11 protein-coding genes (1 of these 11 only partly in view) are annotated in these 15,355 nt (G+C 72.4%); 5 read left to right on the forward strand and 6 right to left on the reverse strand.

Features of this window, described 5'->3' with window-relative positions; genetic code table 11:
• Nucleotides 1–216 precede the first annotated feature (216 nt).
• Nucleotides 217–1,284 (forward strand): tyrosine-type recombinase/integrase, encoded by a 1,068-nt coding sequence (locus OG584_RS18285; RefSeq protein ID WP_405779138.1) that lies wholly within the window; start codon nt 217–219, stop codon nt 1,282–1,284.
• Between the two features lie 70 nt (nt 1,285–1,354).
• Here the strand turns inward: OG584_RS18285 and trmB are convergent, their stop codons facing one another.
• From trmB to OG584_RS18300, 3 genes are all read right to left on the reverse strand, one after another.
• Complete coding sequence (gene trmB, locus OG584_RS18290) at nt 1,355–2,233, reverse strand: tRNA (guanosine(46)-N7)-methyltransferase TrmB (RefSeq protein WP_405779140.1); 879 nt, start codon at nt 2,231–2,233, stop codon at nt 1,355–1,357.
• Between the two features lie 47 nt (nt 2,234–2,280).
• On the reverse strand, nt 2,281–3,561 hold the full coding sequence (gene lhgO / locus OG584_RS18295; RefSeq protein WP_405779142.1) for an L-2-hydroxyglutarate oxidase: 1,281 nt from the start codon (nt 3,559–3,561) through the stop codon (nt 2,281–2,283).
• 70 nt (nt 3,562–3,631) lie between these two features.
• Nucleotides 3,632–5,053, reverse strand: a complete 1,422-nt coding sequence (locus tag OG584_RS18300; protein WP_405779143.1) for an MFS transporter — start codon at nt 5,051–5,053, stop codon at nt 3,632–3,634.
• Between the two features lie 564 nt (nt 5,054–5,617).
• Here OG584_RS18300 and OG584_RS18305 point away from each other — a divergent pair.
• The gene (locus tag OG584_RS18305; RefSeq protein WP_405779145.1) at nt 5,618–7,699 is read left to right on the forward strand and encodes an asparagine synthase-related protein; all 2,082 of its coding nucleotides are present in this window, start codon (nt 5,618–5,620) and stop codon (nt 7,697–7,699) included.
• A 17-nt stretch (nt 7,700–7,716) separates the two neighbouring features.
• Nucleotides 7,717–7,944, forward strand: a complete 228-nt coding sequence (locus tag OG584_RS18310; RefSeq protein WP_405779147.1) for a hypothetical protein — start codon at nt 7,717–7,719, stop codon at nt 7,942–7,944.
• Here OG584_RS18310 and OG584_RS18315 read toward each other — a convergent pair.
• The gene (locus OG584_RS18315) at nt 7,931–9,850 is read right to left on the reverse strand and encodes a sigma-70 family RNA polymerase sigma factor (RefSeq protein ID WP_405779149.1); all 1,920 of its coding nucleotides are present in this window, start codon (nt 9,848–9,850) and stop codon (nt 7,931–7,933) included. The two genes, OG584_RS18310 and OG584_RS18315, sit on opposite strands and share 14 nt — an antisense overlap.
• Nucleotides 9,851–10,150: 300 nt before the next feature.
• The gene (locus tag OG584_RS18320; RefSeq protein WP_405779151.1) at nt 10,151–10,960 is read right to left on the reverse strand and encodes a TetR/AcrR family transcriptional regulator; all 810 of its coding nucleotides are present in this window, start codon (nt 10,958–10,960) and stop codon (nt 10,151–10,153) included.
• A gap of 327 nt (nt 10,961–11,287) precedes the next feature.
• Here OG584_RS18320 and OG584_RS18325 point away from each other — a divergent pair, with 327 nt between their 5' ends.
• Together OG584_RS18325 and OG584_RS18330 are read left to right on the forward strand one after the other, a co-directional pair.
• On the forward strand, nt 11,288–12,679 hold the full coding sequence (locus OG584_RS18325; RefSeq protein WP_405779153.1) for an NAD(P)/FAD-dependent oxidoreductase: 1,392 nt from the start codon (nt 11,288–11,290) through the stop codon (nt 12,677–12,679).
• Between the two features lie 144 nt (nt 12,680–12,823).
• Nucleotides 12,824–14,491, forward strand: a complete 1,668-nt coding sequence (locus OG584_RS18330; protein ID WP_405779155.1) for a SpoIIE family protein phosphatase — start codon at nt 12,824–12,826, stop codon at nt 14,489–14,491.
• Between the two features lie 41 nt (nt 14,492–14,532).
• Here OG584_RS18330 and OG584_RS18335 read toward each other — a convergent pair whose 3' ends face one another.
• Nucleotides 14,533–15,355 carry the 3' portion of an MFS transporter gene (locus tag OG584_RS18335; RefSeq protein ID WP_405784132.1) on the reverse strand. Its footprint extends 446 nt past the window's final position, so the window shows 823 of its 1,269 coding nt (coding positions 447–1,269); its start codon lies beyond the right edge, outside the window; its stop codon occupies nt 14,533–14,535.

Here is a 15,355-nt window from a genome sequence, read left to right on the forward strand (position 1 = left end):
TAGGCGTTGGAGAATATGTTATTACCATCGACGAGAACATCATGCGTGGCTGCTGCGCACACGTCTGCGGGTCCTGCTCGCCTCTTGCCGCAGTAAATGCCGGATTTACTGCGGCAGGGCCTCTAACGTGATGACCCCGACCTGCGGCGGGCCAATTCGGCCACTGAGGTGAGGTGTACGCATTTACTGCGGCAGTGGTGGAGGGGTGGGGCGACGTTGGCAGTCGAACGAGTGACCGCACTGGAGGTTGGGAGCGCGATCAGGTTGCCGCGCGCCCGCGTCGTGCCCCTGTCCGCCCCTCCCTCGTCGTACACAGCGGCGGTCGAGCGCTACCTCACCGGCGCGGGCATCGCGAAGTCCTCCGCGCGGATCTACCGGATCTCGCTGACAACTTGGGGGTGGATGTTCGTCGGCGAACCCGCGCCGACCGGGCCAGCCCGCCGCGGCGCGAAGCCTCCGCTCTTCCCCGTCGCCGCGATCGACGATCCGGTGCTAACGGAGGTGCTCGCGGAGCTGGCGGCGGCCCGGGCGGACGAGATGGACGCCGACACCGTCAACCGGGAGCTGTCCATCGCGCGCAAGGCGATCGGCTGGTGGCAGCGACAGGGCTGGATCGCCTGCGACCCCACGATTGGCATCGAGCGGCGCCCGGCGCCGCCGGACCGTACCAAGGCACTCGCCGAGAACCAGATCGCCGCCCTGTGGCGCCTGGACGTCTCGCTGCGGGAGAAAACGTGCTGGAAGATGCTCTACGAATCGGCGGCCCGGGCCGAGGAGGTGCTGTGCCTGAATGTGGAGGACCTGCACCCGGGAGATAAGCGTGGGCGGACCCTGGCCAAGGGCGGCGCGACTGAGTGGATCCACTGGCAGTCCGGCACCGCCCAGTTGCTGCCCCGCCTGATCGCCGGCCGCACCCGTGGCCCACTGTTCCTCACCGGCCGCAAGGCGCCCGCCGGAACCCCGACCCTGGACGTCTGCCCGGAGACGGGCCGGGCCCGGCTCTCCTACCGTCGCGCGGAGGAGATCTTCGAGGAGAACACCCGGCTGCTGGCCAACCCGCTCGCCTCACCCGACAACGTCGAGGACCTGGACGGCTGGACCCTGCACCGGCTCCGGCACAGCGCCCTGACACACGACGCCGAGGACGGCACCTCCACCCCGATGCTGCTGGCCCGCTCCCGCCACGCCTCCGTCCGCTCCCTGGAACGGTACGCCCGCCCCGGCGTCGACGCGGTCGCCCGACACGTCGCCGAACGCGACCCCGCAGCCCGCCGCCGCAGGTGAGTCCAAACGCGTCAGGACTTCAAGATCATCCCGTGGCCCCTTTTGGGCTCATCTCGGCGATACCCCGTGATCAGCAGCCGGTGTGGCCGCTCGGGCGGTCGTTGCGGCGGAAGAGCAGGTCGTGCACCGCGTGGCCCTTGTCGAGTCCCTGGCCCTCGAACCGCGTCAGCGGCCGGAACCCCGGCCGCGGCGCGTACCCGCCGTCCGCCGTGGTGTTGTCGAAGCAGGGGTGCGCGGTGAGCACCTCCAGCATCTGCTCCGCGTACGGGGTCCAGTCCGTCGCGCAGTGCAGTACGGCGTCCGGTGCGAGCCGGGCCGCCGCCAGGTCGAGGAACTCGGGCTGGATGAGCCGCCTCTTGTGGTGGCGGCTCTTGGGCCAGGGGTCGGGGAAGTACACCCGCAGTCCGCTGAGCGAGTCGGGCTTCAGCATCTCGCGGAGCAGGATGATCGCGTCACCGTTCGCCACCCGGATGTTGGACAGTCCGTTCTGCTCGGCGAGGCGGAGGAGGTTTCCCTGCCCCGGCGTGTGCACGTCGGACGCGAGGATCCCGGTGGCCGGGTCGGCAGTAGCCATCTGCGCGGTGGCCTCGCCCATGCCGAAGCCGATTTCGAGGACCACCGGGAGGCCGTCGAACAGCGTCGGCAGGTCGAGGACCCGCAGGCCGTCGATGTCCAGGCCCCACTGCGGCCACAGTCGCTCCAGGGCGTCGGCCTGCCCGGTCGTGACCCGGCTGCGGCGTGGCTGGAAGCTGCGGATCCGGCGCTCGTGGTGCGAGCCCGCGGGATCGGCAGCGGGCCCGCCGGGGAAGCGCGGCTCGCCCTTGGCCCGGCGGGTGGGCGACGCCTGCGACGGCGGGAGCTCCGAAGGCGGGAGCTCCGAGGACGAGGGCTCCGACGGCGAGGGCTCTGGCGACGGGGGCTCTGGCGAGGGGTTCAGAGAATCGGACACAATGCCCCGATTCTACGATCCCGCCGGGAGTGGTGACCGCCCGAGCTTCACGCCCGCACCCCCACAGAGGCCAGCGCCCTGCGGGCGATCTCGCGGCCGATCGGCAGAGCCGCCGTCGCGGCCGGCGAGGGGGCGTTCAGCACGTGGACCGTGCGCGGGGCCTCCCGGATCAGGAAGTCGTCGACCAGGGTGCCGTCCCTGAGCACCGCCTGGGCCCGCACACCCGCGGGCGACCGGCGCAGGTCCCGCTCCTCGACGGCGGGCAGCAGCCGCCGCACCGCCTCCGTGAAGGCGCGCTTCGACAGCGACCGGTGCAGCTCCCCGGCCCCGTACCGCCAGTGGCGCCCCGCTATCCGCCAGGCGCCGGGCCAGGCCAGCGTGGTGCCCAGCTCGGCGGGGCGCACGGTGCCCCAGCCGTACCCCTCACGGGCCAGCGCGGGTACCGCGTTCGGGCCGACGTGGACGGTGCCGTCGGTCCCCCGTGTCAGATGGACGCCGAGGAAGGGGAAGGCCGGGTCGGGCACCGGATAGACGAGGCCGCGCACCAGGCCGGGGCGCGCCAGGGTGTAGTACTCACCGCGGAAGGGCACGATCCGCATCCCCGGGTCGTCGCCCGCGAGCCTGGCGATCCGGTCGCAGTGCAGACCCGCGCAGTTGACCAGGGTCCGGGCGCGTATCACCGCGCCGTCCGACGTGCCGACCGCGATGCCTTCCGGTCGCCGCGCTATCCGGACGGCCTCGGCCCCGCACCGGACCTCCGCCCCCGCGGCCCCGGCCAGCTCCGCGAGGCGGGCGGCGACCGCGCCGTAGTCGGCGATGCCCGTGGTGGCGACCCGGATCGCGGCCAGCCCGCGGACGCCGGGCTCCTCATCGGCGATCTGTGCGGGACCGAGCTCCCGCACCGGAATCCCGTTCTCCCGGCCGCGCTGGGCCAGGGCGTGCAGCCGGGGCAGCTCGTCCCGCCCGGTCGCGACGATCAGCTTGCCCGTCACCTCGTACGGCAGGGACTGCTCCGCGCAGAACTCGGTCATCTCCGCGGCGCCGCGCACCGCGAACCTGGCCTTCAGGGAGCCGGGGCGGTAGTAGATCCCGCTGTGGATGACTCCGCTGTTGCGGCCTGTCTGGTGGCGGGCGGTGCGCTGCTCCTTCTCCAGCACCACGACCCGCGTGCCCGGTGCGGACCGCGTCAGGGCGTACGCCGTCGACAGGCCGACGATCCCGCCGCCGATGATCAGCACATCGCAGTCGAAACCGCCGCTGTAGCCACCGCTGCGGACGCTCCTGCGGCCGCCACTGCCGTCGTGACCGCTGCCGTTCCCGAAAGACATCGCACCTCCTCCCACCCCGATAGTGCACTGGCCCACTGACAATGCCTTCAAACCAGGGGAGAGGCCCGTTCTACGCGGGCGCCACCAGCAGTGGTCTCGCCCGCTCGCGTAACTCCACCACTCTCGGCTCGTCGCCGTACGGTTCGAGACGGTGCAGCAGATCCCGTACGTACTCCGTCGTACGCGCCGACGAGATCCGCCCGGCGACCTCCACCGCACGGGTGCCCGCGGCGCACGCGGCGTCGAGATTGCCGGACTCCAGCTCTGCCACCGCGCTCACCACCAGCCGCAGGCCGTGCGAGCGGACGAACTCCTCCGTCGGCTTCGACAGCGCCTGCTCGGTGAAGCGCCGCACCTGACGAGGTGCCTTCAGATCGTGGTAGCACTCGGCGGCGTCCGCGGCGAAACGGTCGTACGTGTAGAAGCCGAGCCAGGACGGATCGGCATCGCCGGCGCGGGAGCGCTCCAGCCAGCCCTCCGCCGCTTTCAGTGCCGCGCCCGCCGCAGCCGAGTCACCGGCGCGCGCGTGCGCCCGTGCTTCCACCAACCGGAAGAAGCTCATCGTGCGGGCCGTCGCGAGGCCCCTGTTGCGTTCGACCGCCGCCTGCGCGAGGTCCACCCCCTCGTCCCCGAAGCCGCGGTAGACCGCCTGAAGCGACATCGAAGCCAGGACATATCCCCCGAGCGGGACGTCGGCCGCGGCGCGCGCGAGCCGCAGCGCCTGGATGTAGTAGCGCTGCGCCGCCTCCTGCTGGCCGGTGTCGAACGCCATCCAGCCGGCCAGCCTGGTCAGTTCGGCGGTGGCGCCGAAGAGCCCGCGGCCCACCTCGTCCGAGTACGAGCCGAGGAGCAGCGGTGCGGCGTCCACCCGCAGGCACTCGGGCACCATCGACGAACGCCAGTCCCCGCCCCCGTACTTGGAGTCCCAGCGCCTGGCGTCCTCGGCCGCCTCGCGCAGTTTGGTCACATCGCTGTGGCCGACGCGCAGCACCGCCGGGTCCGCCAGTTCCTCGGCGCCCCGCTCGACCGAGGAGTCGGCGGGCGATATCAGCCACCGCGAGGCGGGCGTCGCATATGCCGTGACCGCGAACGACCCGGCGAGGGACTGCCATATCCCGCCACTGCCGGCCCGCCGCCCCGCGAGGTCCAGCCGGTACAGATCGGTCGCGGACACCACGGCTGAGCCGACGTCGCGGTGGAAGGCGAGCCCGACCTCGGGGGCCGGATCCGCGTCCGCGAGGCCTATCTCGTGCAGCGGTACGGGCCGGCCCAGCTTGGCGCCGATCGCCGCCGCGATCAGATGGGGCGCGGCGCCCTGGGGCACCATGCCCTTGGAGACCCACCTGGCCACGGAGGTCTTGTCGTACCGAAGCGTCAGGCCGCGCTGGGCGCCGAGGTCGTTGACCCGGCGCGCCAGTCCGGCGTTGCTGATACCCGCGAGGGCGAGAACGGTGCCGAGTTTGTCGTTCGGCCCGCGTAGCTCCCTGGACATGCGCCACCCCTCGACACACAGACGGCCGCCACGTCGCGGCATAGGCGCGCGGCATTCGTAAACCCAGCGTAGTTCGCCGCATCCCTACCGTTAAGGGGTGATGTTCCGGATGGCGGGATTGTTGCCCGCGCGGAGCGCTCCCAACCGTGTCCCGTGCTCCCGTTGTGTGGCCGTGCGCCCGGCCGTGCGCTCTGGTCCGGCCGTGTGCGGAGGTCTTCCATGTGAGGTGCGTGGGTCGGCCCGCTGCGCAGGATCCAGTGGGCTGGGGGATGCGGCCGCCTCAATCCCCGCGGGCGGCCGGCCGGTCCGGGAGGCGTACGGCGCCTCCCGGACCGCTACGCGTCAGCGGCGAGTGCGCTCAGTTCCTGTGCGGATGCACTCCGCCAGAATGGCCGGATGACGACCCTCGCCGCGGCCCCCTTCGCGCAAGTCCGACTGGCCTTTGCCGGGGGCGCGTTCGCATGCGGGTGCGTGCTTCCGTACTCCCGCCGGTACGCCGTTGTCATGGCAGCATGGTCCTGAACGCCCCCGGCGTTCGGTTGTCCACAGCCTGTGGAGGCGGCGATGCGGTGGTTGGTGGGGTGGAGCAGTACTGCCGCGAGCTTCGGCACAGCCGGTTCCGTGGGCGGGGCGGACGAGGGCCGCACGGTCCACCCCGTCGGCTCCCAGCTGCTGTGGGGCGACCCCGATCCCCTCTGGGCGGTGGGCGACTGGCGTCCCGACGAGGTGCGTGTCATCACGGTCGACCCCTTCACCCGCCTCGCGGTACTGGGCTGTTGCGCCGCCACGGACGAGCAGCTGCGGGTCGGCCTGTTCGCCGCGCGCGGCGGCGCCCTGCGCCACCTCACGGCCTGGGCGGGCAGTTACACGGTCGTCGTGCAGTCCGGGCGCCGGGTCACCGTCGTGGGCGACCTGGCCGGCGCGCGGCCCGTCTTCCACACCCCCTGGGCCGGCGGCACGGCGTACGCCACCGCTGCCCTGCCCCTCGCCGACCTCGTCGAAGCACAGCTGGACATCGGTCACTTGGCGGCGCTGCTCGCCTGCCCCGACGTCCCCGAGGCGCTGCGTGACTCGACGCCCTACGCCGGGGTGCGGCGCATCCCGCCGGGCCACGCCCTCATCCTGCGCGAGGGGTCCCGGGAGGTCACCGGATACGAGCAGGTGGCCTCGCTCGCCGTGGCCGCCGCCCAAGTCGACCCGGACCGGGCCGTGGACGGCGTACGGGACGCGCTCGTCGAAGCCGTACGCGCCCGGCTCACCGCACCGCGCCACGCCCCCGAGACGCTGCCGCCCGACCCCGGCCCGGTACCCGGCATGGGCCCGGCCGAACGGCGCGCGGCCCGCGGGGCCCCGGCGCCCGCCCCCGGAATCGGCGCCGACCTCTCCGGAGGCAGCGCCTCGGCAACGCTCACCCTCCTCGCGGCAGGGTTGCCGGGCGTGCCGGGCACGATCCTCGGCCACGGCACGGGCGCGGGCGAGCGCCTGCTCGCCGTCACCTTCAACGACCTCTCCGCGCGGGGGCACGGGCCCGAACTGGAGCGCGCCGGTGCCATCGCGGCCAATCCGCGGCTGCACCACGTGGTGGTCGCCGGGGGCGAGGAGGCCCTGCCGTACGCCGACCTGGAGTCGGGCCCGCTGACCGACGAACCGGGCCCCTCACTGATCGCGTCGGAGCGCCACCGGCTGCGGCTCGCCGCCGGCAGCGCGGACCACCTCGTGGGCGACGGCGCCCGGCAGGTGCTCGACGCGCACCCCGCACGCCTGGCCGACCTCCTCATGGACCGCCGCAGACGCCATCTGGTCAAGCCGGTCGCGGCGCTGGCCAAGGCGGACGGGTCGGTCCTCATCCCCTTCACCGTCTACCGCGCCGCGCGCAGACTGGCCCGCACCCCCTACCGCGCGGGCATCGAAGCGGCCGCCGCCCGGCTGCGCGACCGCGATGTCCACCACGCATCCGAAGGCTCCACGCTGGACGCCTCGCTGGCCGCTCTCACCTGGTCGCGGCCGGGGCCCGCGGCGCGCTGGCTGACCGGTGAGGCACTGGCCGAAGTCTCCGTACGCCTCCAGGAGTCGGCGCTGCGCCCCACCTCGGTGCAGCGCCCCGGCGAGGCCCGCGCCCGCGCCGCCCTCGCCCGGTACGCGGCCGACCACCGGGTCTTCGAGCAGGCGGCGGAGGTGCGGAGCCAGCGGCTGCACGCACCGTTCCTCGACAACCAGGTGGTGCGGGCGGCCCGGCTGCTTCCCGAATCGCTGCGGGTCCAGCCCGGCGCGCGGGCCGAGATCCTCCGTACGGTGCTGGCGGGCGCGGGTATCCACGAGCTGCCCGCGGGCTGGGGCGCCCCCTCGCACTCCACCGCGAAGGCCGCTTTCCACCGGGGGCTGCGGGCCTCGCTCCCCACCCTGATCGCCCTGTTCGACGCCCCGCTGCTCGCGGACGCCGGTCTGATCGAGGCACGAGTGGTGCGCAAGGCGCTGCGCGCGGCCGCAGAGGGGGAGCGGCTGCCCCTCGACGGTCTCGCCGACCTGATCTCGACGGAGCTGTGGCTGCGCAGACTTCTGTCCCGGCGGGGCAGCTGCTGGACAGGGTCCGCGGCGCCGAAACAGCGGGCGGTCGCGGGCGGGGTCGTGCCGCGACGGAGCCTGTAGCGGTTTCAGCCGTCCGGGTGCTGGCCGCCGCCACCGGCTGGCTGGGCGACAGCGTCCGCCCGGTCCCCGAGGAGACCGCTGTGGCGGAACACCGCGCACAGGCCCGTGCGGTGCTCGGACCCCGCCGGTACGAGGTGGAGCGCATGGCGGGAGAGCGGCTCGGCCCCGACGAGGTCGTCGGTCTGCTCGTCCTCGTCCTGCGTGCGAGGAAGGAAGCGGGCCCGCTTCCGCTCAGCGGCAGCTGATCTGCGACTGCGCCCAGTCGGCGGGCGCCACCGAACCGAACGGGCCGCTCCGTTCGACCACGAGCCGGAGCTTGCGGTGGCCCGCGATCCCGACCCGGACGCGCACGGCCGCGTCCCCGCCGTGCACCACGGGCGAGCGCCACAGCCGTGACGTGTCCCCGTAGACGGAGAAGCGCACCGAACCGAGCCCGAGCGACATGTCGTCCACACCGGCCAGTGCCTCGTAGGTGGAGCACTTGCGGTTGAGCTCGATGGTCACGCTGGAAGGGGCGTGCACGGTGATGCCGCGGTTGTACTGGGTTCCGTTGACGGCGAGTTGGCGGCGCTGCCACACCGGTCCGCTGTCCCTGAGGCTGAGCTCGGGCTTGGTGTGGTCGCCGAGGAGCGAGTACGCGAGGGTGTTGACCTGGTAGACGGCCGGTGCCGACGGCGGCGGGGGCGTCGGTGTCGGCGTTGGTGTGGGCTTCGGGGCGGGCGGCTTCGGGGTGGGCTTCGGCCGGGGGGCGGGCGGCGCCGGCTTCGGGGGCTTCGGCGCGGCCTTCGGGGGTTTCGGTTCGGGTGTCGGCTTCGGGGTGGGCCTGGGGGCGGGCGCCGGGGGCGCCGGTGGTGGCTTCGGCCGCGGGTGCGGCGGCTTCGGCGTGGGCTTGGCGGGTACGACGGGCTGCGCCGCGGGGGGCGCGGCGTGCGTCTCGTGCTTGGGGGCGTCACTGCCCGAAAGGGCGAATGCCAGACCGGCTGCCGCCGCCACGACGACACCGGCGCCGATGCCGGCCTTGGCGGGGAGGCCCAGCCCTTCGGATGCGGCGGCCCCGCCACCTGCTGAACCTCCCCCGGAGGCGACGGCCGCACCGGCCCCCGCGGCACCGGCAGCGCCACCCGCGACGAGCCCGGCGGCCTTGAGCGCGGACCCGCCGGCGAACCAGCCGATGACGGCGACCGGCACGAGCGCGGGGATCCCGGAGTTGACGTCCTTGAGCTCACCCGCCGCGAGCCGGCACTTGGCGCACTCCTCCAGATGCTTCCGCAGCCCCCGCTCGGCCCGCATCCGCAGACCGCCACGGGCGTACGCGCCGAGCCGGTCGGCGTACTGCGCGCAGTCGCCGCCCGCGGTGAGCGTCTGGCTCACATGGGCCTGGAGATAGGCCTGCTTGAGCCCTTCCCGGGCCCGGCTGGCCAGAACTGCTGTGGCATTCGCCGTCAGCCCGAACAGCGGCGCGACTTCGCTCGGGGACTCCTCCTCGACCGTGGTGTGCCAGAGGACGGCCTGCCAGCGCTCGGGCAGCGAGCGGAACGCCTCCATGGCCAGCGACTGCTCGGCGATCTGCATGGCCCGGACGTCGGCCCCCAGATCCAGGGTGTCCTGGTCGGACACCTCCGACGAGGACGACCTGGCGGCCTGGTCGGCGAAGAGGGCGAAGTCCTCGACCAGTTGCTCCCGTTTGGCGGTCTTCGTCCAGGCTGCGGCGACCCGGCGCACGGTGGTCAGCAGATACGCCCGGACCGCGTGCTCGGGGCCGGCCCCGCCGCGTACGGCCTGCAGGGTGCGGGCGAAGACCTCGGCCGTCAGGTCGTCGGCGGTGTGTGCGTCGCGGCAGCAGGTACGGGCATAGCGGCGCACCCCGTCGGAGTGCCTGCGGAACAGTTCCTCGTACGCGCCGTCGGCGTCGGCCCCGCCCTCCCGCATCCGCTCGATCAGATCGGCGTCCGACGGCGGCAGATCGAGGGAACGCGGCGGCGGAAGCACACCGCTGCCGCCGCCCTCACGCTGCTGGGGCACGCTGGCCGACCACTCGCCGGCCGTCGGCCACTCGCTGCCCGCGGGCCCGCCCTGACCGGGTGCCTGCCCGGGGCGTTGCCGCGCTCCGCCGACCTCACCGAGCGGCTCGTCCCGCCCTTCAACGCTCATCGCGGAAAGCCCCCGTACGCACCCTCGGACCAGAACACCGGCCAAGAGTGACACAGAGCGGGCTACAACCTGCCGCCCTCGGCCGGCAACCACTCATCCGGGGAGTTTTCCCGGATCGGAGCACTAACTGTCACCCGATAGGGGAAGGATCAACAAGTTGTACCGGCGCTGGCCGTAACGGAGTTGGCGCTCCGGGAGGAGCCTTGCCGGTAGCCGGTAGCCGGTAGCCGGTAGCCGGTAGCCGGTAGACCGGAAACCCGGCCGTACCGGTCGGGCTCCGCCGGGCGGAGGCATCGTCCGTCAGGCCGGACGCGAGCGCAGCCCCTCCAGCAGGATGTCCAGCAACCGGGAAGCCGCTGCCGCCTGCTGTGCCGAATCGGGCAGCGTCGGCGCTGCCGTGGCTATCACAAGGAGCACGTCCGCCACCGTGACGTCGACCCTCAACTCGCCTGCTGTGTGGGCCCGGTCCACCAGCCTGCCGACTACCTCAAGGAGCGCCGCGACCCCCGTGCTGTCCTCGGAGAGACCGGACAGAGGGCCGGCCGAACCGGACAGAGGGGCGGCTGCCGACGGTGCGTCGGCGACCAGTGGAGCCGACCGCTGCTGCGGTACGCGTGTTTCCGCAGCTGAGTTGTCCCGGCCGCCCGGCAGTATCTCCCCACCGAGAGCGCCGTCACCGATGTCGGACGCTTCGGGCACCCCCACGCGCAGCACATCGGGCGGCAGCAGCCGGCCGGCGCCCGATGCCACCGATGTGCGCAGGAACCGCGCCAGCGCCGACCACGGCTCGTCCTCCTGCCCGAGTGCCGTACGGGCCTGCTCCGTCAGACGGGAGGTCTCCTCCTCGGCTATCCGGCTGACCAGCACGTCCTTGCTGGGGAAGCGGCGGTAGACCGTGCCCACCCCGACTCTCGCCCGGCGCGCGACATCCTCCATCGGCGCGCCGTACCCGAGCTCGCCGAACACCTCGCGGGCGGCCCGCAGTACATGCTCCAGATTGCGCTGTGCGTCCACGCGAAGGGGCGCCGAGCGCGTGGCTGTGCCCGCCCCCGCCCGCCCGTTGCTCTCGACCGCCACAGCGGCCTGCCAATGAGCGTCCTGAGTGTGCATAAGCGTTCCCCCGGTAATGATGTCTCCCCCCGGAGACTCCCCGCCTGGTCACGCCGGGGACCCAGACCCGACACCCCGGCGAACTACGAACATAGTTGAGCAAGGGGCGATTCAGAAGGGGGTAGTTCCGCACGGAGCGCCCCCCGATCGGAGTATGGGCCTGGACTCTCCCTATTCCGCCCCGGTGCCCGGATCCCGCTCCACCCGCTGACCTGCGGCCCTTCGCCTCACGCGGGAGAACGCCCGGTACCGCCGCGCAGGCGTTCCCCGGTCACACAATTTGCTGGGCCTGTGGACAAAGTCGATCGTCCGTTGCCTCATGGGACGGTGACTGCACCCTTCTCCCCCGAGACGACCCCCGGCCCGGACCAGGAGCCGCCCAGGACCGGCACGCGCATTCTCGTCGTCGGCGGCGGCTACGTAGGTCTGTACACGGCGCTGCGCCTCCAGCGGAAGCTGAAGGACGGCGAAGCAGAGATCACCGTGGTCACCCCCGACCCCTATATGACGTATCAGCCGTTCCTCCCGGAGGCGGCCGCCGGTTCCATCTCGCCACGCCATGTCGTCGTGCCGCTCAGACGCCTCCTCGACCGGTGCCGGATCGTCATCGGCGAGGCACTCGCCGTCAACCACGCCGAGCGCACCGCGACGGTCACCACGCTCGTGGGCCCCGAGGGCGGCCCCGGCACGGCGGAGATCGCGTACGACGAAATCGTGCTGGCCCCGGGGTCCGTGTCCCGCACCCTGCCGATCCCGGGTCTCGCCGATCACGGCATCGGCTTCAAGAGCATCGAGGAGGCCATCGGACTGCGCAACCACGTCCTGGAGCAGATGGACATCGCCTCGTCGACCCGCGACCCGGCGGTTCGTGACGCCGCGCTCACCTTCATCTTCGTCGGCGGTGGTTACGCGGGCGTGGAGGCCCTCGCCGAGCTTGAGGACATGGCGCGCTACGCGTCCCGCTACTACCACAACGTCGACCGCGACGACATGAGCTGGATCCTGGTGGAGGCCGCAGACCGCATCCTCCCCGAAGTCGGCGACGAAATGGGCCGGTACGCGATCCGTGAGCTGCGCGACCGCAACATCGATGTACGCCTGAACACCCGCCTGGACAGCTGTGACCACCGTGTCGCCGTACTGAGCGACGGCGCACGCTTCCCCAACCGGACCCTCGTCTGGACCGCGGGCGTCAAACCGAACCCGGTACTCGCCGCCAGTGACCTCCCGCTCAACGACCGCGGCCGGCTGCGCTGCACGGCGCAGCTCACCGTCGAAGGAACCGCCCATGCCTGGGCCGCGGGCGACTCGGCAGCCGTCCCCGACGTCACGGCCGACGCGCCCGGCAAGGAGTGCGCGCCCAACGCGCAGCACGCCGTGCGCCAGGCGAAGGTCCTCGCCGAGAACATCATCGCCTCACTGCACGGCAGGGAACTGGCCAACTACGAACATGCCTACGCGGGTTCCGTCGCCTCACTCGGGCTCCACAAAGGTGTCGCCCATATCTACGGACGGAAGGTGAAGGGCTACCCTGCCTGGTTCATGCATCGCGCGTACCACCTCAGCCGTCTGCCCACCTTCAACCGGAAGGCCAAGGTCCTCGCCGAGTGGACGCTCGCCGGGCTCTTCAAGCGCGAGATCGTCTCGCTCGGTTCGCTGGAACATCCGCGGGCCGAATTCGAATGGGCCGCCCGCGGCGACCGCCCGCAGCGGGACTGACGCCGACAGTGCTCCCGGTCACATTCGACGTGTGACCATAGGTGGGCCCAGACCCGCACAGAACACCCCGTACGACCCGGATCCCCGGCCGGGGGAGCAGCAGGTCCCAGCCGTCCCGTCACGACAAACGAGGCTTGAAAAGCAGTGAACTTCACGCGCTGGAGCGCCCGGCTCCCCGGAACACAGCGCCGCGCCGCCGCGCGGACCGACCACAGTTCCGTGCCAGCGGCCCGCGGTGAATCCGCTCAGCCCCCGGCCCAGGAAGGCGGGTTGGACGCCGGAACCGCCCAGGTGCCGGCGCTGGACGAACTCTCCGTCACGGAGGTACTCGGCAGCCTGCCCGCGCTGGTCGCCCTCGTGTACGGCACCGAGCACCGGGTCGCCTACGTCAATGACGCCTACACCGCGGCGTTCGGGCCACGTGCCACCGGAGCCTGCGCGGCGGAGGAACTGCCCGAACTGGCGGAACTCGGACTGCTCCCGCTGATGGACCAGGTGCTGCGCAGCGGAACCCCCCGGACGGTCAAGTCCCGCCGGGTGCAGGCCGGTCAGGGCGAGGGGGCGTACACCGTGACCTGCACGCCGGTGGGGAACCTCCTCGAACAGGGCGGGGTCCTCGTGTTCGCCGCCGACGTATCCGACCATGCCGACGCAGCGGAACGGCTGCGGACCAGCGAGCGCAGACAGCGCGAAACCGCGGTCACCCTCCAGCGGTCACTGCTCCCGCAGGAGTTGGAGCAGCCGGACGACCTGCGGATCGCAGCCACGTACCAGCCGGGCGGTACGGAAGCGGCCGTCGGCGGTGACTGGTACGACGTGATCACCCTGGGCGCGGGGCGTACGGCTCTGGTGATCGGCGATGTGATGGGCCGCGGGGTCCGGGCGGCAGCGGTCATGGGCCAGCTCCGCACGGCGGTCCGGGCCTACGCCCGGCTCGACCTGCCCCCGCACGAAATCCTCCAGCTCCTGGACGGTCTCGCCTCCGAGATCGACGCCAACCAGATCGCCACCTGCCTGTACGCGGTTCACGACCCCAACGAGGGCCGCCTGGTCTACGCGTCGGCCGGGCACCTGCCGGTACTGGTCAGGGACGAGGACGGCACCGTACGCCGCGCCGCCGACCCGACAGGCCCGCCGCTGGGGACGGGCGGCTGGCAGCACACATCGGACTCGATCGCGCTGCCGCCCGGCTCCACCGCCGTGCTCTACACCGACGGCCTGGTGGAGCGCCGGGGCGAGGACATCGACGAGGGCGTGGCCGCGCTGGAGCGTGCGCTGTCCGGCGCTTCCGGTGCGCCGCAGGTCGTCTGCGACCGGCTGATCCGGTCGCTCGGCGTCACGGCCGAGCACGACGACGATGTCGCGGTCCTGGTCGTCCAGCACCCCGCGCGCACGGGCCCGGCGGCGGAGCTGTTCCACAACGCGGCGCTGGACCTGCTGGGCGGCGTCGAGGCGGCTCCGCGTGCGCGGGCCTTCGCCTCCGGCGTGCTGACGTCCTGGCGGTTTCACGTGGAACTGCACGATCTGGGCGTCCTGGCCGCGAGTGAACTCGTCGCCAACTCCCTCCAGCACGGCACGCCACCGATGCGGCTGCGGCTCCGCAGGACCGATCGCCGGCTGATCATCGAGGTGACGGACGGCGACGACCATCTGCCCCGTCGGCGCCGCGCGGAGCCGGCGGACGAGGCGGGCCGCGGTATCTCGATCATCGCGACGATCGCCTCGTCCTGGGGTTCCCGCCGTACACCTGGCGGCGGTAAAGCGGTCTGGTGCGAATTTGCCCTCCCCGAAAACGCAGCGGACCGGGCTTAGGGGCCTTGCACCATGCCCGCCCAGTTCGGGCAGGCCCTCGCTCAGTGCTGCGCGGCCGCGAGCTCCGGCACATTGGTCGCGACGATCCGCGAACCGCGTCCGAGCGACGGATTGTCCTGTACGGGGGTGAGCCGCCGCCCCAGCCGCAGGGCCAGCACCGTGATCCCGAGGGAGAACACCACGAAGGTGGCGATGTACAGCAACTGTGTTGACGCCCCCAGCGGACCGCCCACGGCCGGTCCGATTGCCAGTGCGAGCTGTTTGACCAGGGCGAAAGCCGAGTTGTACTGACCGACCATGGAATCGGGCGCGAGATCGGCGACGAGCGGTGCCACGGTCGGCGACAGCATGGACTCTCCGAGCCCGAAGAGCGCATAGGTCGAGATGAACGCGGCAGTCGCCATGGTCCGGCTGCCGTGCCCGAGCCCGGCGTACCCCGCGATGACCCAGGCGAAGGCCCAGATGAGACCGACAGCGGCAATCACCCGGGAGCGCCGGCGCTTCTCCACGACCTTCAGCACCACGAACTGCGCGACGACAATCACGGCAGTGTTCGCGGCCAGCGCGATTCCGAGCGTTGAGGGCTGAATTCCGGCGGATTCGGTGCCGTAAGCGGCGAGACCGGACTCGAATTGTCCGTAACAAGCGAAGAAGACGACAAAGCCGAGTACGCAGAGCTGCACCATGGCCCGGTGCCGCAGCAGCGCGCGGGCTCCGCCGCCCTTGGGCTGCGGGGCCGGTTCGAGCCCAGTGGCGCGCGGCAGCCGCACGGTCGCCGCTATCCCGGCGAGCGCCAGGAACATCGCGGCCTCGATGGCGAAGAGCAGGGTGAAACTGCCGGGCCGGGACGCGTCGACGATCTGG

Origin of the sequence: Streptomyces sp. NBC_00859 (assembly GCF_045161865.1) — a bacterium.
Lineage (GTDB): Bacteria > Actinomycetota > Actinomycetes > Streptomycetales > Streptomycetaceae > Streptomyces.

Coding starts and splice junctions, on each gene's coding strand:
- lhgO (WP_405779142.1), bottom strand. CDS start 3,561: ATGTCTTTCGGGAACGGCAGCGGTCACGACGGCAGTGGCGGCCGCAGG.
- OG584_RS18300 (WP_405779143.1), bottom strand. CDS start 5,053: ATGTCCAGGGAGCTACGCGGGCCGAACGACAAACTCGGCACCGTTCTC.
- OG584_RS18305 (WP_405779145.1), top strand. CDS start 5,618: ATGCGGTGGTTGGTGGGGTGGAGCAGTACTGCCGCGAGCTTCGGCACA.
- OG584_RS18315 (WP_405779149.1), bottom strand. CDS start 9,850: ATGAGCGTTGAAGGGCGGGACGAGCCGCTCGGTGAGGTCGGCGGAGCG.
- OG584_RS18320 (WP_405779151.1), bottom strand. CDS start 10,960: ATGCACACTCAGGACGCTCATTGGCAGGCCGCTGTGGCGGTCGAGAGC.